The following is a 23,827-nucleotide window of genomic DNA, read 5'->3' as shown; positions in this document are numbered from 1 at the left end:
TGTTCTAAAAATGCTCTAAACCTTATTAAAACAAGTAATAAATAGAATTTTATACATATTTTTGATATACTGGATAAAAATATGTATAAACGAAAAGAGTTGAAATTATGTCAGTTCAGAACCAAACTCCAGATTGGCGCGAGGCTCTACTAACTTTTTGGAATAAACCTATATTGAAAAATATTCGATTTATTTTTAACATCGCTTATTCAGTTCTAAAAAATATTTTTGTAATTGCAATTTTATTCTTAATGCTATTAGGAATATTTGGTGGTGGAATTGGATTAGGATATTTTGCAAGTTTAACTTCCAATGAAGAGCCCCTTACCCAAGAACAAATGAGTGACGCAATTGGAAATCTTAATTTAATCTCTAGTTTCCATTATAGTGACGGTACAAAAATTTCAGATGTGAATTCTGATGAACTACGAATTGTAAAACCTCTATCAGAAATTTCTCAATACGTAATTGATGGAATTATCTCAACCGAAGATAGTTCATTCTACGAACATAATGGGATTGTACCAAAAGCTTTACTTCGTGCTATTCTCCAAGAAGCTGTTTCTTCTGGATCAGGCGCGACGGGTGGTTCCACTCTTACGCAACAATTAATTAAGCAACAAATTTTGACGAGTGAAGTTACTTTCAAACGAAAAGCCAACGAGATTTTATACGCATTACGTCTTGAAAAACACTTTACGAAAGATCAAATTTTAGAAGCCTACTTAAACGTATCTTCATTTGGTCGAAATCATAATGGATTAAATATCGCCGGAATCGAAGAAGCCGCTCAAGGTGTTTTCGGTGTGGCTGCAAAAGATTTAACCCTACCACAAGCTGCTTACCTTGTTGGGATGCCACAAAATCCGATTGTGTATACTCCTTACACAAACCAAGCTACCTTAAAAGAAGATACTTCTGCGGGTATTGAACGGATGAAATTTGTTCTCTTTAGTATGTATCGTGAAAACAAAATTACTAAAGAACAATACGAAGAAGCTCTAGCGTATGACATTACAAAAGACTTCCTTCCGCCAAAAGAAATTTCTTCAGATAGACAATCTTATCTTTACCAAGCTGTTAACCGTGAAGCGATTAAAGTCTTAATTACTAAAGCAGCTCAAAAGAATAAATTAACTTATGATGAAGTTCGTAATGACTCAGAGCTTTACAGCAAATATTACGATGAAGCTAGTCGTGAGCTAAGTTCTTCAGGATATAAGATTACATCAACAATCGATCAAAAAGTCTATGATGCAATGCAAAAAGCGATTGCAAGTTATGGAAACCAAATTGGACCAACGTATAATACACAATATGTTGATCAAAATACTGGAGAAACCAAAACACAAACAGAGCCTGCTCAAAATGGAGCGGTTATGATTGAAAATAAAACAGGTCGTATTCTTGGATTTGTTGCTGGTCGAGATTTCGAATCAAACCAAGTAGACCACGCGTTTACTACGCACCGTTCACCAGGTTCAACTATTAAACCAATCTTGGTTTATGCTCCTGCTATTGAAAATAATCTGATTTATCCAGCAAGTATTGTTCCAGATACTAAAGTAAGTATTCCTCAAGGAAACGGAACTTACTGGCAACCGACAAACTACGGAAACACAATAACGAACCAATTCTTAACGGTCCGTTATGCACTATTCCGTTCGTTTAACAATCCTGTTATTAAGATTTACCAAACAATGCTTCAAAAAGGCATTAACGCAGGTGAATACTTGAAGAAGATGGGCATCAAAGGGATTACTGAAGATGAGTATCAAAATATCGCCCTCTCCATTGGGGGAACCAGAACAGGTCCGACTGTTTTAGAACAAACAAGTGCCTTCTCTACTTTAGCAAACGGTGGTGAACACCACGATGCATACTTAATCGAGAAAATTGAAGATTCCAGAGGAAATGTTGTCTACCAACATGAAGACAAAAAAGAACGTGTCTTCTCTGACGCAACGGCTTATTTAACAACAAATATGCTTCAAGACATCGCCAATTCGACTCAATTCTACAATATGAAGGGAAATATGGGCTTCAGTTCAGACTTGGCTGGTAAGACTGGTACTTCTGAAAATGAAATTGATAACTGGTTTGTCGCATATACCCCAACCGTAACGTTAGGTTCTTGGATTGGATACGATAACTTCTATAATGCCCGTTATGCTATTACTGCTGGTGATGGATACGGAGAACCAACTACTAGAAGTCAACGTCAATGGACTTACTTAATGAAGGCCGCTTATGAAGCAAATCCTGAATTAATCGGTAAAGAAACAACCTTTAAACAACCAGATTCTGTTTATCGTGATTCTGTTGTATCCACAACAGGTACGAAAGCCGGAACATTCAAAGCTGAAAACGGCGGAACCTACTCGATTAGCGGTGGAATGACGACCGACTGGTTCAAGAAAGATTTCCCACCGATGAATCCTTTCTACAACTTCGCTATTGGAGCTACTCCTGAAGAAATGAATAACTTCTGGAATAAAGCAACTCCTAAGAAAGAGGAGAAGAAAGACACCAAGAAGGACGAAAAGAAAGACGAGAAAAAAGACGAGAAAAAAGAAGAGAAGAAGAATGAAAAGAAAGAGGAAACCACTCAATCTCCTTCTACTCAAAGTCAAACGACTCGATCAAACTAATAAAAAAGGCTGGACAATGTCCAGCCTTTTTATTGTGGAATTTTTAAAGTTGACACTACTTATTTAGTAGTATTTCTCCATTCAATCTTGTATGGTAAAGTGATTTCAGACTCTACGATTTCTTCTTTATTCATAATTTTTGTTAAAAGACGCATCGCAACGGCACCAATATCATATAAAGGAGGTGCAATCGTTGAAAGAATTGGACGAGTCATTTTTGTTAATTTAGAATTGTTGCTTGAAACCAATTCAAATTTTTCAGGAACTTTAACGCCTAAATCGATTAATCCGTTTAATAATCCTACTGAAGTTTCATCATCAGTTACCACCGCAGCAGTCGCACCTGCTTTGTGGATGCGTTCAGCTATAGACTCCCCTGCATGATAGGTTAGAGGAACTTCGTAAACTAATTTTTCGTCAAATTTAAGTCCTGCTTTTTCTAAAGCAGCTTTATATCCTTCTAAACGGAAATCAACTGAAGCTACATTTTTCATTGCAGCAGTGACAAAAGCAATTTTCTTATGTCCATTTTCAATTAAAGTTTCCACTACTTCTCTTGTTGCTTCATTGAAATCGATATTTACTGAAGCAATTTCATGTTCTGCATCCATTGTTCCCGCTAACACAATCGGTGTTTTTGAACGAACAATTTCAGCACGTAATTCAGGTGTTAGATGGTTTCCCATGTATAAAATTCCATCTACTTGTTTAGAGAACAAAGTATTTAACACTTGAATTTCTTTATGATTATTTTGGTCTGAGTTTGCTAAAATGATGTTATATTTATACATTGTAGCAATGTCATCAATCCCACGAGCTAAACTAGCAAAATAAAGGTTTGTAACATCAGGAATAATAACTCCCACAGTCGTTGTTTTTTTACTCGCTAACCCACGCGCAACGGCATTTGGACGATAATCCAATTCGTCAATTACATCTAAAACTCTCTTACGAGTTGCTGGTTTAACGTTTGGATTTCCATTAACAACACGCGATACTGTAGCCATGGATACGTTCGCTTCACGCGCAACATCATAAATCGTAATTGTTTGCTTTTCCATCTACAAATCTCCTTTGTGCATCTTTTCATCTATCATTAGGGTAGCACTTTCATAAAATTAATGCAAGCGTTTAACGAAAATTTTCAATAACTTTTTGAAACTATTTACATTCTTGATACGATAAGTATGCTACAATAGTTTTAAGGAGATGATCTATATGAATTTAAACCCAACTTTCAAACAACTAGAAACTGAATTATCAAAACAAAACAATCCGATTGCTCTAATCCAAAATCCTGAAACCATTCGTCTTTTGACGAATTTTTCAACGGATCCTCATGAGCGGATCGTGGCTCTTGTCTATTCACCCAATGCTACTCCACTGTTATTCGTTCCGGCATTAGAGCATCAAGTCGCTCAAAAAGCGGAACCAGATTATATCGTGAAAAGCTATCATGATCATGAAGATGGATGGAAGCTCTTATCAGATGCGATTAAAGAATACTTCCCTGCTCAGTCCAATTTTGCAGTAGAGAAAGTGGACTTCTCTCTTTTTGCCGCAGAACAAGTTCAAAAGCATTTTAAAGAGGTTCATTTTTCTGTAGATTTAACGCCAATCGTTCAACACCTTCGTCTTGTAAAAGATCAAGAAGCCGTTGAAAAATTGGTCTACTCTGGAACCTTTGCTGACAAAGCGATTGAAATCGGGAAGAACGCCTTAAAGGTAGGCATCAGCGAACGTGAAGTGGTAGCCATCATCGAATTTGAAATGAAAAAACTCGGCGTCTCTCAGATGAGCTTTGATACCATGGTGCTCTTTGGAGATCACGCGGCAGATCCTCACGGTGAACCTGGAGACCGCACCCTTAAAGAAAATGAATGGGTTCTATTTGACCTTGGTACAATGGTAGATGGGTACGCAAGTGACATTACACGTACCGTCTTCTTTGGAAATAGCCAGGACAAGGATCCACGTCATCAAGAAATCTATGATATTGTACAAAAAGCGCATGACACAGCCATTGCAGCTATAAAACCAGGGATGAAAGCAAGCCAAATCGATAAAATTGCTCGCGATATTATTACAGAAGCAGGATACGGTGAATATTTCATCCATCGCCTTGGACACGGGATTGGCCAAAGCGTACATGAATTTCCTTCAATCATGGAAGGAAATGATATGGAACTCGTTGAAGGTATGTGTTTCTCTGTAGAACCGGGTGTTTATATTTCAGGTGACTTCGGTGTTCGTATCGAAGACTGTTTAGCTGTTACCGAAAATGGTTCAAAACTCTTCACTAAAGTAAAATATGATTTTTAGACAAACAAAAAAGGCTGGGGAATTTCCCAGCCTTTTTAAGGATGCATTATTATGCTTCTTTTTTAGCTTCTTCTTTCACATCTTGAGCTTTTTCTTTTACATCTTCTGCTAATTCAGCAACCACTTCAGCTGACTCTTCTTTTTGTTTAGAGAAGTTTTCTTTTACTTTATCAACTGTTTCGTTGAATTGGTCTTTTAAGTTTTCAGTATGTTTAGAAACTTGTTCTTTTAGATGAGAAGCTTGTTCTTGTAAGTTAATACGAATATCTTGAGTTGAAGCTTTGGCAACTTCAGTGAATTCTGCTCCTTTTGCTAAGGCAATTTCACCATATTCTGACAATTGTTCTTTATAACGATCAGCTTCTTTTGCTAAATCTTCACGTAATTCTTTTCCTGATTTTGGTGCAAATAGCAATGCAGTTACTGCTGCTGCTGTTCCCCCGATTAATGCTCCTAATAAAAATCCGCATTTTTTACTCATGTTCAACACTCCATTTCATTAATTATATTTTTTTCTTTTTGGAAAAAAATGCTCTTCCGAAGTTAACTGCCGTAGCTACACGACTCGTTTTAGAAAGTTTTACTGCTTTTGTTGCTAGATTTCGTGAAGATGCATTCACATCTGAAATTGTCACACCTAAATCTCCAGCTGCAGTAAATAATGGATCAGTGGCTTTTAATTTGCCATTGATATCGTCCACCAATACATTGGCTTTATTTAATAACCCCTCTACTTCAATTGAGAGGCTGTCTACATCTTTAGTAATAATCTCTAATGAATGATTCATGTTCTCAACGGTTTTATTTAATTTTGATAAAATCGGTGATACTTTGACAATCACAAAAACTACTAAGGCTAATAAAGCACATGCAGCTATTAATGCAGCAATCTCAATACCTGTCATTGAGCCATTCCTCCAATCTTCTAGTATGATTCAATCATAACACTATCCCTTTAAAATTACCATCAAATTCTTTGTAAAATGAATCTCTTTCATTCGTTTTTTTTGTATGCTACACTAATTGTATTCAAATTTAAAGGAAGACTTATTATGCGTGTATTTTTATGGTTCGATTCCATCTCTAATTTCTTTATCAATTATTGGAATGGGATTGAATGGGAATCTATTTTATCTAATCTTTTTACTAAACTACTCTCACTAGTCATTTTATTTTTACTATTTTATTTAGGAAAAAAACTAGCCCATTTTCTCTTTAAGAAAACCATTCTCTCTTCTATGAGAGTCTCTACTCAATCGGAAAGTCGCAAGAAAACCATTCTTAAATTATTAGAGAATATGTTGGATTATTTCTTATATTTCATTTTGATTTATTGGATTCTTTCGATTATCGGAGTCCCAATTTCTAGTTTACTAGCAGGTGCCGGAATCGCTGGGGTTGCTTTAGGTCTAGGAGCACAAGGTTTCTTATCAGATGTCATCAATGGATTATTTATCTTAATGGAACGTCAATTTGAAGTAGGAGATGCGGTTTTAATTAATTCTATTTCTGGGACGATTGCAAGCGTTGGCGTTCGTACAACCCAAGTTCGAGGATATGATGGAACCCTGCATTACATTCCCAATCGCAACATTACCGTTGTTAGCAACCAATCTCGAGGAAATATGAGAGCTTTAATCGAACTTCCACTCAATAGTAATGTTGATTTAAAAACGGTCTATGAAACCATTGAAGCCGTGAATACTCGATATGCTAAATCGGATGAGGCTCTAGCTTCTGCACCAAATATTGTGGGCCCTCAAACCAAACCAACTGGACAATTTGTCTTCACGATTTCTATCATGACGAAGAATGGATTGCAACATGCCACTTATCAAAAATACTTAACCTTATATCAAGAAGCATTATTAAAAAAAGGAATCGACCTTTCGACTCCAACGATTCCCTATCTGACAAAATAAAAGAAGGCGAAAAATTTTCGCCTTCTCTTTTTATTTTTCAACTAAATCAAATTCTCTAGTTAATTCATGAACCATGAAATTAATGCGTTTCAACACTTCTTTTCTGGTTACGATCCCTAAAAATTCTTGGTTTTCATTCGTAATACAAATAAAACTTTGATCCACCAAATCCCTCAATACATCTTCCATATCTGTATCAACGAAAATCGTTGGAAACTCCGTCTTCATGACATCACGAACTTTATACTTACTGAGTTGATTCATATGAATTTGTTCGACTCCAGTAATCTTTTGCAAAATCATCGCTAAAGACACTAAGCCTACAATTTGATTTTCTTTATTCAAAACGGGGATTAAAGAATATCGTACATTCGTAAGAACTAACATGGCATGCTCTAATGTATGGTCTTCTTGTAGAATCGCTACATTCTCAGCATCAATAAAGAGCTGCTCTCGATTTTCCAATAATAATTCTTGTATTCTCTTATGAATCAAGTGTATAACCTCCTTCAGGGCTCCAAGTATAGTTTAAAACTAAATCATCTAATACTTCATGCTTCGTCGTATAATACGTTAAACGAATTTGTTCTTTTGATAAAATCTCTAATACAGCATAACTCGCAGTTCCTGAATAAGTCCCTCTTGGAAAATTTGTCGATCCTGAATTAATACATAAAATTCCATCAACAGTCTCTGCATTTAGCTTATGAGTGTGCCCGTACAAAGCAATACTAGCTCCTTTTTCTTTAGCCATGTTTGCTAAATACTCTCTCCCAGCATTTACATATTGATGATGCCCATGAGTGACAAAGAACGTAATCCCTTCTACTTCAAAAACCTCAAACTCAGGATACTCCATATCATAATCACAATTCCCTGTGACTCTTACACAATGAGATAATAATTCATCCTTATAGGGAAACTCAGAATCCCCTGTATGAACAAAAGTTACTTTTTCTCCAGAAAAATGATCAAAAATTTTCCGAAGCGTCAACTCTTGACCATGATTATCACTGACAATGACTATTTTCATTCTGTTTCCTCCACAGCTCCTAAAGAGTTTGTCCAATGTTCCCATTTTTCAACCAGTAATTCAATCGCTTTTGCACGGTGGCTAATTTTATTTTTGATATCCATTCCGAGTTCCGCAAATGTTTGTTGATACTCTGGCACTAAAAATAATGGATCATAACCAAATCCACTGTCTCCTGATGGTAATGTGGCAATTTCTCCGTGACATTCTGCCTGTACCACAAGGGATTCTTTAAACGGCGCCGCTAAAACTAAACAACATGTGAAATGAGCTGCCCTTTCCTTTCCTTTAAGCCCACCTAGTTCAGATAACAGTTTGGCATTATTAGCCGCATCATTCTTTTCTTCTCCTGCAAATCTTGCTGAATAAACTCCAGGAAGTCCTTCTAGAGCATCTACACAAAGTCCTGAATCATCAGCCAAAACAATTGTTTGTAAAGCATTCGCAATCGTCTCTGCTTTCAGTCTCGCATTTTCCTCAAAAGTCGTTCCAGTTTCCTCAACTTCATCTAATTCTGGGAAATCTTTTAAAGTTTTAACCTTATAGCCTTTTGGTTCAAAAATTTTGGCAAATTCTTTTGCTTTTCCAACATTATTCGTTGCAATAACAATTTCTTTTCCAAGTTGGATAGGCGTTAATTTTTCCTCTAAAGTCACCGTCTTCACCTCTAAACCCTTTCTGTGGAGCCAATTTTCCGCAATCTCTTCAAAAAGAGTTGCATCTCCCGTTGTATAAATTTCTAAAGTAGGATTTGGATTCGTTTCAGGAGTTTCGCTGAGTTTGCAATAATCTAAAAGAGCACTCACACTTGATACAGTTTCTGCACCTGAATCAATTAAGGAAACTTGATCTCCTACGACTTTTTGAATCGTTTTTCTTAAAAGAGGATAATGTGTACAACCCAAAATCACTGTATCTACATTGGTGCCTTCTAATGGTTTGAGGGTTTCATTTACAATCTCCCAAGCTTCAGGCGTGTCCGATTGATTATTTTCGACAAGGGGAACAAAGTTTGGACAAGCAATATCAAATACTTGAATGTTCTTATTCTTGTCATGCATTGTTTTTGGATACACTTTACTTGAAATCGTAGCATTCGTCCCCAATACTCCGATTCGGTCATTAGATGTTTGCTTGATGGCTGCCAAACTTCCTGGTTGAATCACTCCCACTACCGGAATCTCTAAAGTTTGTTGTAATTCCTCTAAAACGACTGCTGTGGCCGTGTTACAGGCAATAACCAGCATTTTTATATTCTTTTGCAGTAAAAATTGCACCATTTCCAACGTATATTGGCGAATCTCCTCTTTCGGTCTTGTCCCATATGGGCAACGAGCGGAATCTCCTAAGAAGATCATTGATTCGTTTGGTAATTGTTTTAACGCCTCTTTGAGAACCGTTAAGCCTCCCACTCCTGAATCAATAAATCCAATTGGTCTTTTCATATTTTGCCAACCTCTCTATCTTTTGTCTTCTATAGTATACCATAGTTCAAACCTGGCTGATTCAAAAGTGGTTCGTATTATGAAAAAGTTAATCAAAGAGAAGACCCTTCGGTGTTTGAATGAAAAGGCTTTGAAGGGTCTACACTGCGTGCCTTTATCGGATATCTTCATAGTGTTTGTAATAGCTGTAGCGGTTCGAGCCGTGGTCTCTCACCTACTGAGCTATTACTCACACTATAGAATCCGATAGGCCCTCCGTTTGACTCCTCCGACCTTTTCATTCAAACAATGATGCTCATAACGTTTTGCAATACGACCAGGTGACTAAAAAAGAAAGGGGAGAAACCTCCGCACTAAACAAAAAGAACTCCTGCTGTGCAGAAGTTCTCGTTTTTTATGCTACGTTTGGATCTTTACTTTGATGTTTTCTAGTCACTAATATTAAGAGAACGATCACTACTAAGAAAGTTATTGAAATGGCCCAGCCAGGGTGTTCATTGATAGATTTTCCTAGTTGAATGATAAATTTAACAAAATCTGGTAATTCCTTCCCTTGATGACTCACTCCACTGATTATAATACCCATTAATAAAGTAACTCCCCCAAGTGCGAATAGTCCTGTTTTTAATGGCATTTTATTCATAACAATCCCAATCACATTTGCAATCAGATGAATCAATAATACTTGCGCAAAGAAAGCTGCAATACTTAAAAATAGATTTTCAGGATTATATAAGGTGCTTAACTTCGATTGAATTTTGACAGTATTGAATAATGTGATTCCATCTCTAAGTGGTAACAATAAACTGTAGAAAAACGTTAAAATGAGTGAATCGACAATTGTTTGAATAAACAGACTTTGAATTTGTTCATTTCTCGTTAATCCTAATTGGCTTTCTAGGCGGAATTGTTCAATGATATAAGCAATTCCGATGATTAAAATAATGAGTCCGACTTCATTATCAAAATAAATTGGAAAATAGACTCCAAATGAAGTGAAATCTCCATTTGCAAAAATTTTCATGAATAGGCCTGCGAAAACCCACCACATACCTAAAAAGATTAAAATCGATTTCCATCTTTTCACTAGCCCCATGCTAACAACTGATACTAAACGGTTCATCTTATTCATTCTCCTTTCGAGTGATTGAAATAAAGTAATCTTGCAATGTTAATGGTGAAAAATCTAATCCTTGAGGGGTCTCACCTTTTCTCCCAATTACTACTGCTCGAGTGATATTTCCAATTTGTTCGGTTACTAATACTTTTTTATCTGCGACAAACTCTTGAACTAGACTGGAAGCACCACTGACAACATATCCTTTTCCAAGAACCTCTTCCACCATTATTTCCTCTGTAACCACACCATCTTTAATGACAATGACTTTTTCAAGAATAGACGCAACCTCTTCGATTAAATGCGTCGCAATGACAAATGTTCGTGGATTTCTTGCATAAGCTTCCAGTAATTTTTTGTTAAAAATTTGACGATGATTCGCGTCTAATCCTAGTACTGGTTCATCCATAAAGATGTACTCACTTGGATTACAAAGCGCTAGGATAATTTTCATAATACTTTGGTATCCAGTAGAGGCCTTTGAAAATCTTTCTTTCACATTGACTCCAAAGACTTTAATTAACTCTTCTGCAAAGTCACTGTCGAATTCTGGATAAGTTTTCTTATAAATAGATAATAAATCTTTAAATTTATATTCTTTTGGGAACCAATTTTCTGTACTCGATAAATACACTTGATGCATCGCCCTTGGAGTTTTATGAAGATCCACGTCGTCAAGCAAAATTTCTCCACTTGTCTTCTCAATACGACGAGCAATCATATTTAAAACGGTACTCTTTCCCGCACCATTTCGTCCAAGCAAACCGATAATACTTTCTGGTTCAATCGTAAAATCGACCCCTTTTACAGCTTCTTTATTGAAATATTTCTTTCTTAACCCTTTCACTTGGATTGTCATTTTAGGAACCCTCCTTCGATAATTTTAACTAATTCTTCTTTTGTAATTCCTAGTGCTTGCGCTTCTTTTAAAAAATTTGGCACCATCTGATTGGCAAATTCATTTTGCTTTTTGATTAGAATAATTTTTCTGGCCCCTTCTGCTACAAACGTTCCAAGGCCTCTTCTTTTTTCTAATACTTGTTCGCTCACGAGTAAGTTCATTCCTTTCAATACGGTTGCTGGATTGATTTGATACCCTGTGGAAATCTCAGTTGTCGACGGTACTTGATCTCCTTCTTTGTAGACTTCATGGAAGATTTCTTCTTCTAGTTGATTGGCTACTTGTTGAAATAACGGGATATCACTTTGAAAATCAAATTTCATAACGCACCTCCTTTTAGTTTTGTGTTTGTTGGTTAGTTACCTGTGTAATTAACTACAAAACTAAAAAACTATTTTGTCAACATCTTTTTTAAAAAAATTTTTTAAAATAAAAAAAGAGTGATAAAACAAGGATTCTCCTTGCTTCATCACTCCATCAAAAATATGATTTTATAAATATTGTGCTAACAATTCTTCTAATTGTTCTTTAGCATGGTAGCCAACTACTTTATTTACCACTTCTCCATCTTTTTTAATTAATAAAGTTGGAATGCTCATAATCCCAAAAGCACGAGCGGTTTCAGGGTTTTCGTCCACATCCACTTTAGTGAATGTAACTTTGTCTCCCATTTCCTCGTCTAATTGGTCAATAACTGGTCCTTGCATACGACATGGTCCACACCATGTAGCCCAAAAGTCTACTAAAACGACTCCATCTTTAGTTTCTTCTACAAAGTTTTTATCTGTTAATGATTTTACCATTGAAATCATCCTTTCCTTTTTCTATAAGACCAGTATAGCAATCTCAATTCACTCGACCAACTTTTCTGCTCATAGATTATTTGAAAGTAACAATCGTTGCCCCATTTCCACCTGTATTCATTGGTGCAAATTCAAAACTAGCAACAGAGCGGTGGCTTCGAAGTGTTTTATGAACACCTTGTTGAATCGCGCCTGTTCCGCGTCCATGAATAATGGTCACACGTGGATAATTAGCTAAAATGGCCGCATCAATATATAAATCAAGATCTTTCATCGCTTCTTCATATCGTTTTCCACGTAAGTCTAATTCTGAAGAGACATGACTACTTCTAGCACTTTTCACAATCACTTGTTGTTTAGTTTCTTGCGTTTCGGCAATTGGGGCTAAGTCTTCTACAGCAATCTTCATCTTGATAATCCCCATTTGAACAACCCATTCTTCGTCATTGACTTTTTCAACAAGCGTTCCGCGTTGCCCAAACGAGAGAACTTCGACACTTTGTCCGACTTGTAGCGCCTTCTTCGCTTTTTCCTTACGAAGAACCTTATTCTTCTTCAAGTCTTGCTCATGTTTTAAGTCTGTTAAAGCTGTCTTTTTCTCAATCATTTCATGTTCTTTAACCGTACTTTGTTTACTTCTCAGTTGTAATTCACGGATTTCTGACAAGATTTTATCTGCATCATCCTTACTTTGTTCAATTAAGGTATTTGCACGCTCTTTGGCCTCTTCTAGAAGTCTTGCTTTATTTGCTTTAAACTGTTCAGTTTCCTTTTGCAAATCTTCTAATAGCTGTGTACTTAACTCTAATTGATGACGCATCTTATCGGCATCACGCTGCGCACGGCGACGTTTTTGCTCAAGGTCACTAATCATCGCATTTAAGTCTTGGTCTTCCTCTGATAAAAGTCCGCGTGCTTGGTCGATAATAATGCTTGGTAAGCCTAATCGTTTTGAAATATCAAAGGCATTACTACGCCCTGGTACTCCAAGTAGGAGTTGGTATGTCGGTTGAAGAGTGTCTCCATCAAACTCCATACTCGCATTAATGGTTTTAGGACGATCATACCCATAGGCCTTCAACTCCGGATAGTGTGTCGAAGCAATCACATAACTTTGCTTACTTGCAATATAATCGAGAATCGCAATCGCAAGTGAAGATCCTTCTTGTGGATCGGTTCCTGACCCAATTTCGTCGATTAACAGCAAGCTCTTATCATTAATTTTCTTCAAAATAGACACGATATTCGACATATGAGATGAGAATGTTGATAAATTTTGTTCAATCGATTGCTCATCCCCGATATCTGCAAAAATCTCGGTAAAGATTCCTACACGGCTATTTTCGCCCGCAGGAATATAGAGTCCCATTTGTGCCATTAATTGAATGACTCCAACCGTCTTCAAGAGGATTGTTTTCCCCCCTGTATTCGGCCCTGTAATGACAATCGCTTGATACTCTTCTCCAAGAATAATATCATTTGCGACAGCCTTCTCACGGTCTAATAGTGGGTGCCATGCTTTCCAAAGCGCCACATGATTCTGCCGGTCAATAATAGGTTCTGTTGCCTTTATTTCATTAGCATATAGAGCCTTTGCATTCACTACGTCTAATCGTGCTAATACATAATGATTTTGATGCAATGAATTCGTGTATGGCATGAGTTTTTGAGAAAGTTCACATAAAATGCGTTCGACTTCACGCTTTTCTTGGACTTGATATTCTCGTAATTTATTATTCAAATTAACAACTGCTTGAGGCTCCATAAAGAGAGTCTGTCCCGTTGCACTTTGGTCATGTACAGTACCTCCAAATACAGATTTATATTCTGCTTTTACTGGAAGTACATAACGGTCATTCCGAATGGTGATAATCGTATCACTTAAATATTGGGCATTCTTTCCTGTAAGGTATTGATCCATTTGGCGACGAATTTCTTGTTCCGTTTTCTGAATGCCTACTCGAATTCCATGCAAAGTAGGAGACGCACTATCTAATACATATCCATCTTCTCGAATCGATGCTTCTAGCTCCTTAGTCACATCAGGAATACTTTCTAATTTTTCAACTAGTCGGGGGATACGTTTTAATGCAATCTCTTCTTCTTCAACTTTTTCAAAGAAACGTTCTACTTCATGCGTTGTCGTCAGCACTCGTAAAATATCACTTAATTCGCGCCCATTTAATCCCGCTTCTAATTCCAATCGTTTCAAGGCGAAACTAATATCTTTCAACCGTGGAATCGGAATCCCTTGTTTTAAGCGAAGAAGCTCAACTCCATCTGCTGTTTCTTCAATTTTATGTTGAATCGCCTTTTCTTCCACCTCTATTGGAAGTTCTTTAATCATTTGTTTTCCTTTTTCAGAGGTTGCATATTCAGCTAATTGGGCTCTAATTTTATCAAATTCTAAAACCTTTTCGATTTTCGAATTCATAACAGTCCTTCTTTCTTAAAAAACGTGGAACAAATCTGTTCCACGCTCTCGTTTTTATTTAGGTAATAACCAACTTGAAACAATTTGTGTCACAATTGGAGTTTTGGTAATAATAAAGTTTGGCAGTCCGCCTTCAATCATTTTTTGTGCTGGAGCCAGTGGGATCATCGCAATCGCGTAAAGAACAAAATAAATAAATAGATAGTTCATAAGGAATCCTAATGCAGCACCACTGATTGTATTAAATTGTTTTAATAATGGTAAAAATGTTAATTCACTCGCAATATATCCTAAGAAACGAACCACTAACCAACCTAAAATCATAATCACTAAAAATGAAATCAATCTATAAAATGAGTGGTCTAAATTCATTGCTTGTTCTTCAGAGAAAATCGCTAATTGATTTCCGGGAACATAGGACGGATACGGAATAAATACCGATAAAAATTTAGCTAGTTTTTCATGCGTAAATAATGCCACTAAAAAGGTAATAAAGTAACCCGCAATATAAACTAATTGTAATGTTAATCCTCTACGGGCACCCGTATAGATTCCAACGATTAAATAAAATAAAATGATTAATGTAATCATAAACCCTACCTTCTCAACAAATCTTGTTGTAATTCAAATTGTTTTTCTAATTCTTGTTTTCTTTTTGAGTCAATGGAAGGTCGCTTATGATGCGCATTTTGCACTTCTTTTTCTAACTGCTCTACTCGCTTCTTCAATGCGACGACTTCTTCTTGTTTTTCGAATTGATTTGAAATAGCGTTAATCGCTGCAAGGAGTGCTACTTCTTCATTCGATAATTTGTCTGATACTCGGGTGATTTGATCTAATTGCTCTTGTAAGACTCTCACAATACTTTGCATTTCTTGTTGAGACTTTTTCCCAATAATCGTATAGGATTTGCCGGCAATGACTGCTTTAACTCTTGATTTCGGTTGTTTCACAATAGATCATCTCCATTCCTCATAATATCACCTTATTTTACCATTTTCTGAGCAAAAAAACACGAATAATCCTCTTTTTGAAGGAGTAGACGAATAAATGTTCTCATGGTATTCTTAAAAAGAACAAGGAGGATTACTATGAATTCATTAACATTAACACTATCACCCGAACAGGTTTCCGCATTAGAAGCAAAATATCCTTCATATGTAGAGTCCCCTCCTCCACACGCCGTTTTAAGGTTGAAGATTGACGGGTTAACGATTACTGCCTATCAATCTGGTAAAGTGCTATTCCAAGGGAAAGGCATTGAAACGTTTATTCAAAAGAATCAGCTAGAATCGTCAATAAAGACATCTAAAGAGAAATCAAAAGACACGCCTTCTCTTCCAAAGGATTTTTCTTCTTGGAGCGTAATGGGAAGCGATGAAGTTGGAAACGGAGCTTACTTTGGTCCTTTAACGGTTGCTAGTGCTTACGTTTCAAAAGAAAATATCCCTCTTCTTAAAAAAATGGGAGTGAAAGACTCTAAAGATTTAACGGATGAACAAATCCGAGCTCTCGTTCCTAAAATTAAAGAAGTCATTCCGTATAAATTATTGACGCTTTGGCCTGAAAAATACAATGAGGTTCAACAAGTCAAAAACTTAAATGAAATGAAGACTCTTCTTCATAACCAAGCCTTACGTCTCTTAAGTGAAAAAATAATGCCAGAATCACCTGAAGGGTATTTAATTGATCAATTTTGTAAACCAGAATTATATTATCGTTATTTAAAAGGACAGCCTTTAGTCGATAAAAATAAAACGTACTTTATTACAAAAGGCGAAAGCCATCATATCGCTGTAGCGGCGGCGTCAATGATTGCTAGATGCGCTTTCCTGGATGGTTTAGACTCATTAAGTACAGAATTCGGGTATAAACTACCAAGTGGTGCTGGAAGCAATGTGGACCAAATTGCTGCAAAAATTCTAAAGCACAACGGAATGGATACTTTACGTAAAGTCGCAAAACTCCACTTCGCCAATACCGAAAAAGCAAAACGAATGAAATAATGAAAGAGCAACTTCCTCAAACCAGGGAAGTTGCTCTTTTTTAATCTTTCAATAGTTTTTGAATCACTTTAAGTGCGCCCATCCAACCGAGTGCAATGATGAAGAGAATAATGGCCCATCCATATCGTAGTTCCGTCAAAGGAATTTGAACGTTCATTCCAAAAAATCCCGTGACAATATCTGGAATCGTCATCAATATAGAAATAACTGTTAAAAATTTCATCGTATCATTCAAATTATTATTCAAAACATTATTATACGTTCCGGAAATTTGTCTTAAAATTTGAAGATGTAAATCTGTCATCTCAACTAATTGTTTTGCCTCGATAATATTGTCTTCCAATTGCTCTCTTTCAAAATCATCGAATTCTTTAAAGGCTTGTTGCGTTTTCAATTGCTCTAATACAACAGCATTTTGCTTAGTGGCAGATACTAAATACATTCCACCAATTTCCAAATCAGAAAGTGCAAATAAATTATTCTTAGTCGTTTTCTTTCGAAGGAGTTTGCTAATATTTTGCTGTTCTTTATTTAATTTTTCAATTACTGGGAAGTAATGCTCCGAAATGACAAAAAGGCTATGCAGTAAAAGATTAAACACATTCCAATGAAGATTCTCTTCCAACTCTTCTACAATCGCATCGATAATGTATTCATTTTGACTATTTGAAATCGTAACAATTTGATTTTGACGAACAATGAATGTTAACGGAATCGTTTCATAGTGGTTCTCTTCTTTAGACAAGTTTAATACATTATAAATAACAACCAGCGTTTTCGTTCGACGGTTGTATTCCATATGTGCTCGCTCATTTTTATCCAGTGCATATTCAATCATTTCATCATCAATTTCATACGTATCATAAATGGATGAGTATTCACTAATCAAATCTGAATTGATGTTAATCCAAGTATTATCTCCAAAGTGCATTACGCTCATTTAAACCCCTCCTTCGTATAGAATGCTGTATTAGTATAACATAATTTCTTTTTTTGACTAAAAGGAAAGCATGTCAACGTTCCAAAATAGACCATTTGACATGCTTTTCATTCATATTTTCTTCCTTTTAAATTAAGAGATTGATTCCCAATTTCCTTATTCTTTTCCCACTATTTTTGCGTTGGTTCACTCGTCGTCTCACTAGGAGCTTCTGTTGTAACTTCTTGAGAGGTTGTAGCTTGTGTTTCAGAAGCACTAGTGCTCTTTTCCTCGGTACTCTCCTGCGTAGAAGTAGATGTTGTCTCTGAAGTGCTTGATGACACTGTTGTAGCTTCAGTAGATTTTTCCTCTACTTTTTTGTCTAAAATAGAGCTCTTTGGAATACTATTATCTTTATCTGCTTCATCTAAAGTGCCTTCAGAGAAGTCTTTTGCTTCCTCTAAAATACTTAACTCATCAGCAGAAGCCGGTGTCATAATCTCTTTTAGATTCTTACCAATGGTACCTTCAACTTTGCCATTAAAGTTCGCGTGCGCTTCTTTAATCGCTAATTTAGTACGATAAGATTCAATAATGAGCGCTTCAACGGCTGTCGTTCCAAAGTTCAAGCGAGATCCCATATATCGTTTGATGAGGCTAGCCACTTCTTCTCTTAAAGCAGATGGTAATTCTTGGTCTAGTACGTGTTGTGTAAGGAAGTATAAATAGCGCATCCCTTCAATACTAATGCGATCGTTAGCATCCCGTAATGCTTGAATTAATGAAGCAATTGCATTCACTTGCGCTTCTTTTCCACTTTCTCTTGCTTTTGTAGCTAAATCTCTTAGCTCATCCGCAGTAACTCCGTAGTCTTTCAATGATAACTCACTAATCTTACGAATTGTTTCTTCATGAGTTGCATTCATCTTTTGCTCTTGCGGTGTTACCGAATTTTCAACATCTTGTTCTTTATTCACGACTTTCTTTTCAAAGTTTTCTAGTCCTTTAACAAAGCCTTCCGTTGAATTCCCTTTTTGTTGCACTTGCTCTTTATATTCACTTAAAGCCACTAAAATTCGATTTAAAGCAACTGGATCATCTTTGTATTTCTCTTGGGTGCGAGTTTTCACCTCGTCAATTTTTTGAAACACTTCTTCTTCATTTAAATCCCCTGCCACAAATGGTGGAACGATTCCAGGCAATTTATTTTTTTCGTAAGCTTCAATCCCATCTTTATTCACGATATTCATTGAATGACTATGGTCACCGTGTGGAATATCAAAACGTCCATTGACAATGCGGATCGCTGTACGAGAAATCCCCATACGTCTTGCAATCAAATCAATTTCCTGTGAAAGTCTCACTTCAGCAGGGATCGATGGATCAGAATTTGGTACTTCAAATCGTTTCAATGGAATGACCCAAGGATGGATATGATTTTTATCTTGCCCTTGCTCCATATTTTGAAAGGCAAATACTTTTCCAATATATTCACCTTGATCATTGGTAACTGATTCGAATTTGATACTATCTCTTTCTACACCATATGCATACGTAATATAATCCAAATATTTTTGAATTTCAGGAGATTGCAAAGTTAATTCTTTATCTCCTGGTGTCGTCATATCTGTTGTAGACGTTTGAACGGTAGGTGTTGTAGCCGTACTATTTTGATGTTGTCTTGAAGGAGTAGAGGCAGCAGCAACTGTCCCACTCGTTCCTCCTCCACGATGAGACGTAGGTTCATCGTCAAAAGTATAATTGGTACTTCCATCCCCACAGTCTAGTACATCATGGAAATGATCCCCATGAGGAATTCGGAGTAATTTACAAGTCCTCTTTTTCCCCGTTTCATCTTCTCTAGTAACGGTTTGAGCATTTGCCAGTTGTGAACGATAAATAAAGTGATAGTGATCACCGTGTCTCACCACAAACCCTAATTCATTTTCACTCACAATATCTTTTGGATTAAAGACATAATCATCATCTGAATGGTTGTTTTGGCTAATTTGTTTCTTTTGCTCATAAATCGCATCAGAAGGTGGAGTCCCAAACACAAAATGGTAATGGTCTCCATGTTTCTTTAGATACCCATTTTCAAAAACTTCTCCCACAATTGTTTTAGGTTTATTCTCTTTAATTTCCTTTGCAGCTTGTTCATACTTCGCCATCTGCTCAGGAGAAATCGTCGTTTGTTCAACCGTACTTTCTGCTACTTGATTCACTTGACTTTGTTGATTGGCTAAAATCATTCCTGAAGCGAAGACAAGCCCTAAGGCAACTGCTCCACCTAGAAATACCTTCTCTTTTTTATTCATTCATCTCCCACTTTCTTAAATCGTAAGTTTTACGTTTTAGAGTATACTATTTGAGGGGGAGTGCTGTCAATAAAGATATTCCAAATTTTTAAGCAAAAAAACCTTCCCACAAATCTATGGGAAGGGTTACGGTTATTCTTCGATTAAATCACTTAATAAGTAAGCATCCACTAAGGACTCTGTGGCTTCAATAGAATCGATATGCGTTCTTTCATAAGAGTGACTCGATTCAATTCCTGCTCCTAGCAGTGCATGTTTTACTTCTGCCCCAGCTCGCATCGCTGCAGAAGCATCACTTCCATAATAAGGATAAATATCTAGTTTAAACGGAATCTCTTGTTCCTTGCAAAGACTGACTAACTGTTGACGGAAATCATAGTTATAAGGTCCAGACCCATCTTTGACACAAATCGAAACCGTATATTCATCGGTTTGTTGGTCGTCCCCCATCGCTCCCATATCCACTGCAAGAAACTCAACCACTTCAGAAGGAATACTACTGTTAGCTCCAGTCCCCGTTTCTTCAATACAGCTAAACATAAAGTGAGTCGTTACCGGTAAGGTAATTCCCTCTTTTTTATATTTCTTCAATAAGGTAAGTAAAATTGCTGCACTAACCTTATCATCTAAGAATCGACTTTTAACAAATCCGGTTGGTGTGACAACAAATCGTGGATCAAAAGAAACAAAATCTCCCACTTCGATTCCTAAAGCTCGCGTCTCTTTTTCATTAGTGACTTTCTCATCTAATCGAACTTCCATATTATCTTGACTCCGTTCGACCGTTCCGGCTTCTTTATATACATGAACACTCGTTTGATGCAATAAAATCGTTCCTGAAACCGTATTTCCGTTTGAGGCAATATGAACGGTACAATTTTCTCCTTCAATCATATTCCAAGCAAAACCACCAATACGATCCAACTTCAAACGTCCGTCTGGTTTCACTGCTCTTACAATCGCTCCAAGCGTATCGATATGAGCCGTAATTGCGCGCTGCTCTTTATCGTTTGCTCCTTCGACGGTTACAATGACAAGCCCTTTCGCTGTACGTTTTGGTTGGTATCCCATATCCGTTAACACTTCAATTAAATAATCTTGAACATCTTTTGTGTACCCTGTTGGAGATGGAATGGCTACTAATTCTTTTAAGAAATCGATTGTTTGATTCATTTTCTTTCCTCCATTTCACGATAGATTTAGTATAGCATATCCCTATAAAATCTAACTAATGAACATGCTTCTCTTTAGATAATCCCAAGAATTTTACAAAATTTCTTGCATAATAGAATCTTTAGTTTTATAATACAAGTATATTACAAATTGAAAGGATGAATTTCATGAAAAAAACCTTGAAATTAATCGCTGTATTTTTCGCAGCACTATTCGTATTACTAGGATGCGGTAAAGAAGAATCATCTTCATTTGAATTAAATCAAAACGGAGTAACTTCAGTTTTAACTTATTACTATAATAACGATTTAGTAACAAAACAAACTGCTACAAATACTTATGATTTAAAGAAATTAGGCGTAACTGAAGAAGACGCTAAAAAACAAATCGAAGAAGTAAATAATAAATATACAGCTGTTGATGGCGTTACTGCTAGTATTGAATCTAAAGATGGTACTCTTATTCAAACTTTAACAGTGGATTACACTAAAGCTAAAGTTTCTGAGTTAAGAAAAGCATTCCCTCAAGAATTCACTGGAGACGGCGATAAAATCAGCTTTAAAGCTTCTAAAGAATCTTTATTACAAGCTGGATACAAAGAAAAGAAATAAAAGGATATTCATAAAACCGGGGGAAGAATATACTCTTCGTCCGGTTTTCCTATAATTAAAACAAGAAAAGTGAGGAAAAGATCATGAACAAAAAATCGAAAGTATTAGCCATTTTATTTACTACAGGTTTAGTATTAGCTGGTTGTGGTCAAAAAGATAATAGTACAACCACTACTACATCATCTGCCACAAAAGAAACAACTACTACTGCTACAACAACCGCTCCAACAGCAACTACGGTAGCTACAACTACTGCAGCAACTGAAGGTGAAAAGAAAACAGTGTTAGAACAGTCTGATAAGGGCGTAACTTCTCGTGTAATCATGTACTCTAAAGGTGACGTTCTTGTAAAACAAACGACTGAGAATGTTTACAACGTAAAAGAAATGGAAACTAAAGCTACTGAAGAACAAATCAAAACACAACTCGAGACAGCTTTTGCAGCTTATAAAGGTGTAGAAGGAATCTCTTCATCAGTTGAGCTCAAAGATGGTAAAGTCATCCAAAACTTTACAATCGACTATTCAAAAACAGACTTTGCTAAATTAAAAGAACTCGTTCCAAGCTTTAAACCAAAAGATGATAATACAGTAAGCTATGAAGTTACTAAAAACTTCCTAGTTAAAGAAGGATTCAAAGAAGTTCAATAGTCTTACTTGATACTCGAAGGAATCGTTATGAAAGGAAATTAATATGAATACACGTACCAAACAATTGGCTCTACTTGCCACATGTGGTTTCTTTCTGGTTGCTTGTGGACAAAATAAAGATTCCGAAGAAAAGGATCCCACAACGGTAGTCCAAACGACGCAAGCTCAAACCACTGTCGCGCAAACAACGACGCAGACAACAACGGCTTCTCCTACGACTACCGCTCAAACAACCGTTGCAAAAGCAGATGATTCAAATGCTCAGGAAGAACAAGCTGTATTCGAAATTTCTCTTCCAGGAAGCATTACAACTATGATCGTTTATCATAAAGGTGATCAAGTGACTAGACAGATCACTAAGAATATCTTTGACTTTACATCATTACCTGGCATAACAGAGGAAACAAAAGAAATCATTGCTAAGGCACAAAAAGAAACGGTTGAAGCAACTTATAAAATTACGAAGGAACAATTCAAAGATATGGAAGGATTTCTCGTTAAGCTTGAAACTGAAGGTGAAAAACTAATCCAAACTTTTGATATGGATTATACAAAAATTGATGTTGCTAAGCTAAAAGAAATTGATCCTAAATTTAAACTGAATGAATATTCTACAAGCTTCGAAGCCATGAAAAAAGTGCTTTTAGAAGCTGGTTTCCAACAAAAATAATATAATCGATGTTTAAGGAGAAAATCATGAAAAAGACTTATAAAGTTATTGCATTATTATCGACTGCTTTTGCTCTAGCAGCATGTCAAAGTGGAGAAAAGAAAGTTGATGAAACTTCAGCGCAAACAACCGTTGCTCAAGCAACTACACAAGCGCCTACTACTCAAGCTGCAACTACAAAAGCGACGACCACTCAATCTGCTAAAAGCAATCAAACAGGCGAAGCAACTTACGAATACAAAGAGCCTGGTGTTACTGTTACATTGAAGTACTACTACAAAGATGACGTTGTTTATAAACAAGAAGGTACTTATGTTTATAATCCAAAAGAAATGGGTCAAGATCCAGAACAATTTAAAATAACCATCCAAAAAGCTTTTGACGAAACAAAAGGTGTTAAGGGAATCGAAGGAACGCTTGAATTTAAGGACGGGGTATATACCCGTAAAAACACGTTTGACTACAATACAATGGACTTTGTAGAACTAAACAAACGTAATCCAAAGAAATATCCAGCTAAAAATGATCCACTATATTATAGTGAAGCCGTTAAAAAATTAGAAAAAAATGGATATGTAAAAAAATAACCTCAACAAAATAAACGTAGCACCAAAGGCATTCCTTGAATGTCCTTGGTGCTATTTTCTTGTCTAAAATTTACGATGTAACAAAAATGTGACGTCACATTTTTGTTACATCTTCTTTTGTATCATTTATGATACGTATAAAAAATGATACAAAATTATCATATTTGGTAATGTCATCCTCTTCCCTTCCTTCTCAGCGAACGTAGAAGGAGTATTAGCACTTTATAAACTATCACAATAAAAAAGTACGAAGATTAGCTATCTT

Annotated in this window: 24 protein-coding genes; 8 read left to right on the top strand and 16 right to left on the bottom strand. The window is 36.2% G+C overall.

All coding sequences use genetic code 11. The features are described 5' to 3' along the window. The first annotated feature begins 107 nt into the window (after positions 1-107). Entirely contained in the window at positions 108-2,651 is a 2,544-nt protein-coding gene (locus HMPREF3103_RS05790) for a transglycosylase domain-containing protein (RefSeq protein WP_070438176.1), read from the top strand. A 59-nt stretch (positions 2,652-2,710) separates the two neighbouring features. Here HMPREF3103_RS05790 and ccpA read toward each other — a convergent pair whose 3' ends face one another. Beyond that, complete coding sequence (gene ccpA, locus HMPREF3103_RS05785; RefSeq protein ID WP_070438173.1) at positions 2,711-3,712, bottom strand: catabolite control protein A; 1,002 nt, start codon at positions 3,710-3,712, stop codon at positions 2,711-2,713. A 157-nt stretch (positions 3,713-3,869) separates the two neighbouring features. Here ccpA and HMPREF3103_RS05780 point away from each other — a divergent pair, with 157 nt between their 5' ends. After that, the gene (locus HMPREF3103_RS05780) at positions 3,870-4,973 is read left to right on the top strand and encodes an aminopeptidase P family protein (RefSeq protein WP_070438170.1); all 1,104 of its coding nucleotides are present in this window, start codon (positions 3,870-3,872) and stop codon (positions 4,971-4,973) included. 49 nt (positions 4,974-5,022) lie between these two features. Here the strand turns inward: HMPREF3103_RS05780 and HMPREF3103_RS05775 are convergent, their stop codons facing one another. Together HMPREF3103_RS05775 and HMPREF3103_RS05770 are read right to left on the bottom strand one after the other, a co-directional pair. Continuing rightward, positions 5,023-5,454 (bottom strand): YtxH domain-containing protein, encoded by a 432-nt coding sequence (locus HMPREF3103_RS05775; protein WP_049555244.1) that lies wholly within the window; start codon positions 5,452-5,454, stop codon positions 5,023-5,025. A gap of 22 nt (positions 5,455-5,476) precedes the next feature. Then, positions 5,477-5,878, bottom strand: coding sequence for a DUF948 domain-containing protein (locus HMPREF3103_RS05770; RefSeq protein WP_049555245.1), 402 nt, complete (start codon positions 5,876-5,878; stop codon positions 5,477-5,479). A gap of 147 nt (positions 5,879-6,025) precedes the next feature. Between HMPREF3103_RS05770 and HMPREF3103_RS05765 the strand changes: the two genes are divergently transcribed. Then, positions 6,026-6,895: a mechanosensitive ion channel family protein gene (locus HMPREF3103_RS05765; RefSeq protein ID WP_239652367.1), complete on the top strand. Its 870-nt coding sequence runs from the start codon at positions 6,026-6,028 to the stop codon at positions 6,893-6,895. A gap of 30 nt (positions 6,896-6,925) precedes the next feature. Here the strand turns inward: HMPREF3103_RS05765 and cbpB are convergent, their stop codons facing one another. The 10 genes from cbpB to HMPREF3103_RS05715 form a co-directional block, all read right to left on the bottom strand. Continuing rightward, the gene (cbpB, locus tag HMPREF3103_RS05760; RefSeq protein WP_049555246.1) at positions 6,926-7,390 is read right to left on the bottom strand and encodes a cyclic-di-AMP-binding protein CbpB; all 465 of its coding nucleotides are present in this window, start codon (positions 7,388-7,390) and stop codon (positions 6,926-6,928) included. Beyond that, complete coding sequence (locus HMPREF3103_RS05755; RefSeq protein WP_070438167.1) at positions 7,380-7,928, bottom strand: metallophosphoesterase; 549 nt, start codon at positions 7,926-7,928, stop codon at positions 7,380-7,382. The genes cbpB and HMPREF3103_RS05755 overlap by 11 nt, the downstream gene beginning before the upstream one ends. Continuing rightward, entirely contained in the window at positions 7,925-9,373 is a 1,449-nt protein-coding gene (racE, locus tag HMPREF3103_RS05750; RefSeq protein ID WP_049555248.1) for a glutamate racemase, read from the bottom strand. The genes HMPREF3103_RS05755 and racE overlap by 4 nt, the downstream gene beginning before the upstream one ends. 394 nt (positions 9,374-9,767) lie before the next feature. Next, on the bottom strand, positions 9,768-10,496 hold the full coding sequence (locus tag HMPREF3103_RS05745) for a hypothetical protein (RefSeq protein ID WP_070438164.1): 729 nt from the start codon (positions 10,494-10,496) through the stop codon (positions 9,768-9,770). Position 10,497: 1 nt separating this feature from the next. Further along, positions 10,498-11,349, bottom strand: coding sequence for an ATP-binding cassette domain-containing protein (locus HMPREF3103_RS05740; protein ID WP_070438160.1), 852 nt, complete (start codon positions 11,347-11,349; stop codon positions 10,498-10,500). After that, complete coding sequence (locus tag HMPREF3103_RS05735; RefSeq protein WP_070438157.1) at positions 11,346-11,714, bottom strand: GntR family transcriptional regulator; 369 nt, start codon at positions 11,712-11,714, stop codon at positions 11,346-11,348. The genes HMPREF3103_RS05740 and HMPREF3103_RS05735 overlap by 4 nt, the downstream gene beginning before the upstream one ends. Positions 11,715-11,882: 168 nt before the next feature. Continuing rightward, positions 11,883-12,194, bottom strand: a complete 312-nt coding sequence (trxA, locus tag HMPREF3103_RS05730; protein ID WP_039849092.1) for a thioredoxin — start codon at positions 12,192-12,194, stop codon at positions 11,883-11,885. A 76-nt stretch (positions 12,195-12,270) separates the two neighbouring features. Continuing rightward, positions 12,271-14,628: an endonuclease MutS2 gene (locus tag HMPREF3103_RS05725; protein WP_070438154.1), complete on the bottom strand. Its 2,358-nt coding sequence runs from the start codon at positions 14,626-14,628 to the stop codon at positions 12,271-12,273. Between the two features lie 54 nt (positions 14,629-14,682). Then, positions 14,683-15,219, bottom strand: a complete 537-nt coding sequence (locus HMPREF3103_RS05720) for a CvpA family protein (protein ID WP_070438151.1) — start codon at positions 15,217-15,219, stop codon at positions 14,683-14,685. Positions 15,220-15,224: 5 nt separating this feature from the next. Continuing rightward, positions 15,225-15,581, bottom strand: coding sequence for a cell division protein ZapA (locus tag HMPREF3103_RS05715; protein ID WP_049555254.1), 357 nt, complete (start codon positions 15,579-15,581; stop codon positions 15,225-15,227). A 138-nt stretch (positions 15,582-15,719) separates the two neighbouring features. On the opposite strand from HMPREF3103_RS05715, the gene rnhC reads away from it, so the two are divergent. Further along, entirely contained in the window at positions 15,720-16,634 is a 915-nt protein-coding gene (gene rnhC / locus HMPREF3103_RS05710) for a ribonuclease HIII (RefSeq protein WP_070438148.1), read from the top strand. Positions 16,635-16,674: 40 nt separating this feature from the next. On the opposite strand, the gene HMPREF3103_RS05705 is transcribed toward rnhC, so the two are convergent. From HMPREF3103_RS05705 to HMPREF3103_RS05695, 3 genes are all read right to left on the bottom strand, one after another. After that, positions 16,675-17,574, bottom strand: a complete 900-nt coding sequence (locus tag HMPREF3103_RS05705; protein WP_049555256.1) for a magnesium transporter CorA family protein — start codon at positions 17,572-17,574, stop codon at positions 16,675-16,677. Between the two features lie 170 nt (positions 17,575-17,744). Next, positions 17,745-19,871 carry a pneumococcal-type histidine triad protein gene (locus HMPREF3103_RS05700; protein WP_070438144.1) on the bottom strand — a complete coding sequence of 709 codons (2,127 nt, stop codon included), beginning with the start codon at positions 19,869-19,871 and terminating at the stop codon, positions 17,745-17,747. Between the two features lie 132 nt (positions 19,872-20,003). Continuing rightward, positions 20,004-21,044: a M42 family metallopeptidase gene (locus tag HMPREF3103_RS05695; protein WP_049555258.1), complete on the bottom strand. Its 1,041-nt coding sequence runs from the start codon at positions 21,042-21,044 to the stop codon at positions 20,004-20,006. A 167-nt stretch (positions 21,045-21,211) separates the two neighbouring features. Between HMPREF3103_RS05695 and HMPREF3103_RS05690 the strand changes: the two genes are divergently transcribed. The 4 genes from HMPREF3103_RS05690 to HMPREF3103_RS05675 all read left to right on the top strand — a co-directional run bounded on the left by HMPREF3103_RS05690 (position 21,212) and on the right by HMPREF3103_RS05675 (position 23,562). Further along, entirely contained in the window at positions 21,212-21,655 is a 444-nt protein-coding gene (locus tag HMPREF3103_RS05690; protein WP_168132831.1) for a DUF1307 domain-containing protein, read from the top strand. Between the two features lie 83 nt (positions 21,656-21,738). Next, the gene (locus HMPREF3103_RS05685; protein WP_070438139.1) at positions 21,739-22,305 is read left to right on the top strand and encodes a DUF1307 domain-containing protein; all 567 of its coding nucleotides are present in this window, start codon (positions 21,739-21,741) and stop codon (positions 22,303-22,305) included. Positions 22,306-22,348: 43 nt separating this feature from the next. Next, positions 22,349-22,975, top strand: coding sequence for a DUF1307 domain-containing protein (locus HMPREF3103_RS05680; RefSeq protein WP_070438136.1), 627 nt, complete (start codon positions 22,349-22,351; stop codon positions 22,973-22,975). Positions 22,976-23,001: 26 nt separating this feature from the next. Beyond that, entirely contained in the window at positions 23,002-23,562 is a 561-nt protein-coding gene (locus HMPREF3103_RS05675) for a DUF1307 domain-containing protein (protein ID WP_070438133.1), read from the top strand. The last annotated feature ends 265 nt before the right edge of the window (positions 23,563-23,827 follow it).

Source organism: Granulicatella sp. HMSC30F09 (genome assembly GCF_001806915.1).
Lineage (GTDB): Bacteria > Bacillota > Bacilli > Lactobacillales > Aerococcaceae > Granulicatella > Granulicatella adiacens.
Note: the sequence above shows the minus strand (reverse complement) of the source record. Positions and strands in the feature narration are given on the sequence as shown.

Coding starts and splice junctions, on each gene's coding strand:
- HMPREF3103_RS05790 (WP_070438176.1), top strand. CDS start 108: ATGTCAGTTCAGAACCAAACTCCAGATTGGCGCGAGGCTCTACTAACT.
- ccpA (WP_070438173.1), bottom strand. CDS start 3,712: ATGGAAAAGCAAACAATTACGATTTATGATGTTGCGCGTGAAGCGAAC.
- HMPREF3103_RS05780 (WP_070438170.1), top strand. CDS start 3,870: ATGAATTTAAACCCAACTTTCAAACAACTAGAAACTGAATTATCAAAA.
- HMPREF3103_RS05775 (WP_049555244.1), bottom strand. CDS start 5,454: ATGAGTAAAAAATGCGGATTTTTATTAGGAGCATTAATCGGGGGAACA.
- HMPREF3103_RS05770 (WP_049555245.1), bottom strand. CDS start 5,878: ATGACAGGTATTGAGATTGCTGCATTAATAGCTGCATGTGCTTTATTA.
- HMPREF3103_RS05765 (WP_239652367.1), top strand. CDS start 6,026: ATGCGTGTATTTTTATGGTTCGATTCCATCTCTAATTTCTTTATCAAT.
- HMPREF3103_RS05755 (WP_070438167.1), bottom strand. CDS start 7,928: ATGAAAATAGTCATTGTCAGTGATAATCATGGTCAAGAGTTGACGCTT.
- racE (WP_049555248.1), bottom strand. CDS start 9,373: ATGAAAAGACCAATTGGATTTATTGATTCAGGAGTGGGAGGCTTAACG.
- HMPREF3103_RS05745 (WP_070438164.1), bottom strand. CDS start 10,496: ATGAACCGTTTAGTATCAGTTGTTAGCATGGGGCTAGTGAAAAGATGG.
- HMPREF3103_RS05740 (WP_070438160.1), bottom strand. CDS start 11,349: ATGACAATCCAAGTGAAAGGGTTAAGAAAGAAATATTTCAATAAAGAA.
- HMPREF3103_RS05735 (WP_070438157.1), bottom strand. CDS start 11,714: ATGAAATTTGATTTTCAAAGTGATATCCCGTTATTTCAACAAGTAGCC.
- trxA (WP_039849092.1), bottom strand. CDS start 12,194: ATGGTAAAATCATTAACAGATAAAAACTTTGTAGAAGAAACTAAAGAT.
- HMPREF3103_RS05725 (WP_070438154.1), bottom strand. CDS start 14,628: ATGAATTCGAAAATCGAAAAGGTTTTAGAATTTGATAAAATTAGAGCC.
- HMPREF3103_RS05720 (WP_070438151.1), bottom strand. CDS start 15,219: ATGATTACATTAATCATTTTATTTTATTTAATCGTTGGAATCTATACG.
- rnhC (WP_070438148.1), top strand. CDS start 15,720: ATGAATTCATTAACATTAACACTATCACCCGAACAGGTTTCCGCATTA.
- HMPREF3103_RS05705 (WP_049555256.1), bottom strand. CDS start 17,574: ATGAGCGTAATGCACTTTGGAGATAATACTTGGATTAACATCAATTCA.
- HMPREF3103_RS05700 (WP_070438144.1), bottom strand. CDS start 19,871: ATGAATAAAAAAGAGAAGGTATTTCTAGGTGGAGCAGTTGCCTTAGGG.
- HMPREF3103_RS05695 (WP_049555258.1), bottom strand. CDS start 21,044: ATGAATCAAACAATCGATTTCTTAAAAGAATTAGTAGCCATTCCATCT.
- HMPREF3103_RS05690 (WP_168132831.1), top strand. CDS start 21,212: ATGAAAAAAACCTTGAAATTAATCGCTGTATTTTTCGCAGCACTATTC.
- HMPREF3103_RS05685 (WP_070438139.1), top strand. CDS start 21,739: ATGAACAAAAAATCGAAAGTATTAGCCATTTTATTTACTACAGGTTTA.
- HMPREF3103_RS05680 (WP_070438136.1), top strand. CDS start 22,349: ATGAATACACGTACCAAACAATTGGCTCTACTTGCCACATGTGGTTTC.
- HMPREF3103_RS05675 (WP_070438133.1), top strand. CDS start 23,002: ATGAAAAAGACTTATAAAGTTATTGCATTATTATCGACTGCTTTTGCT.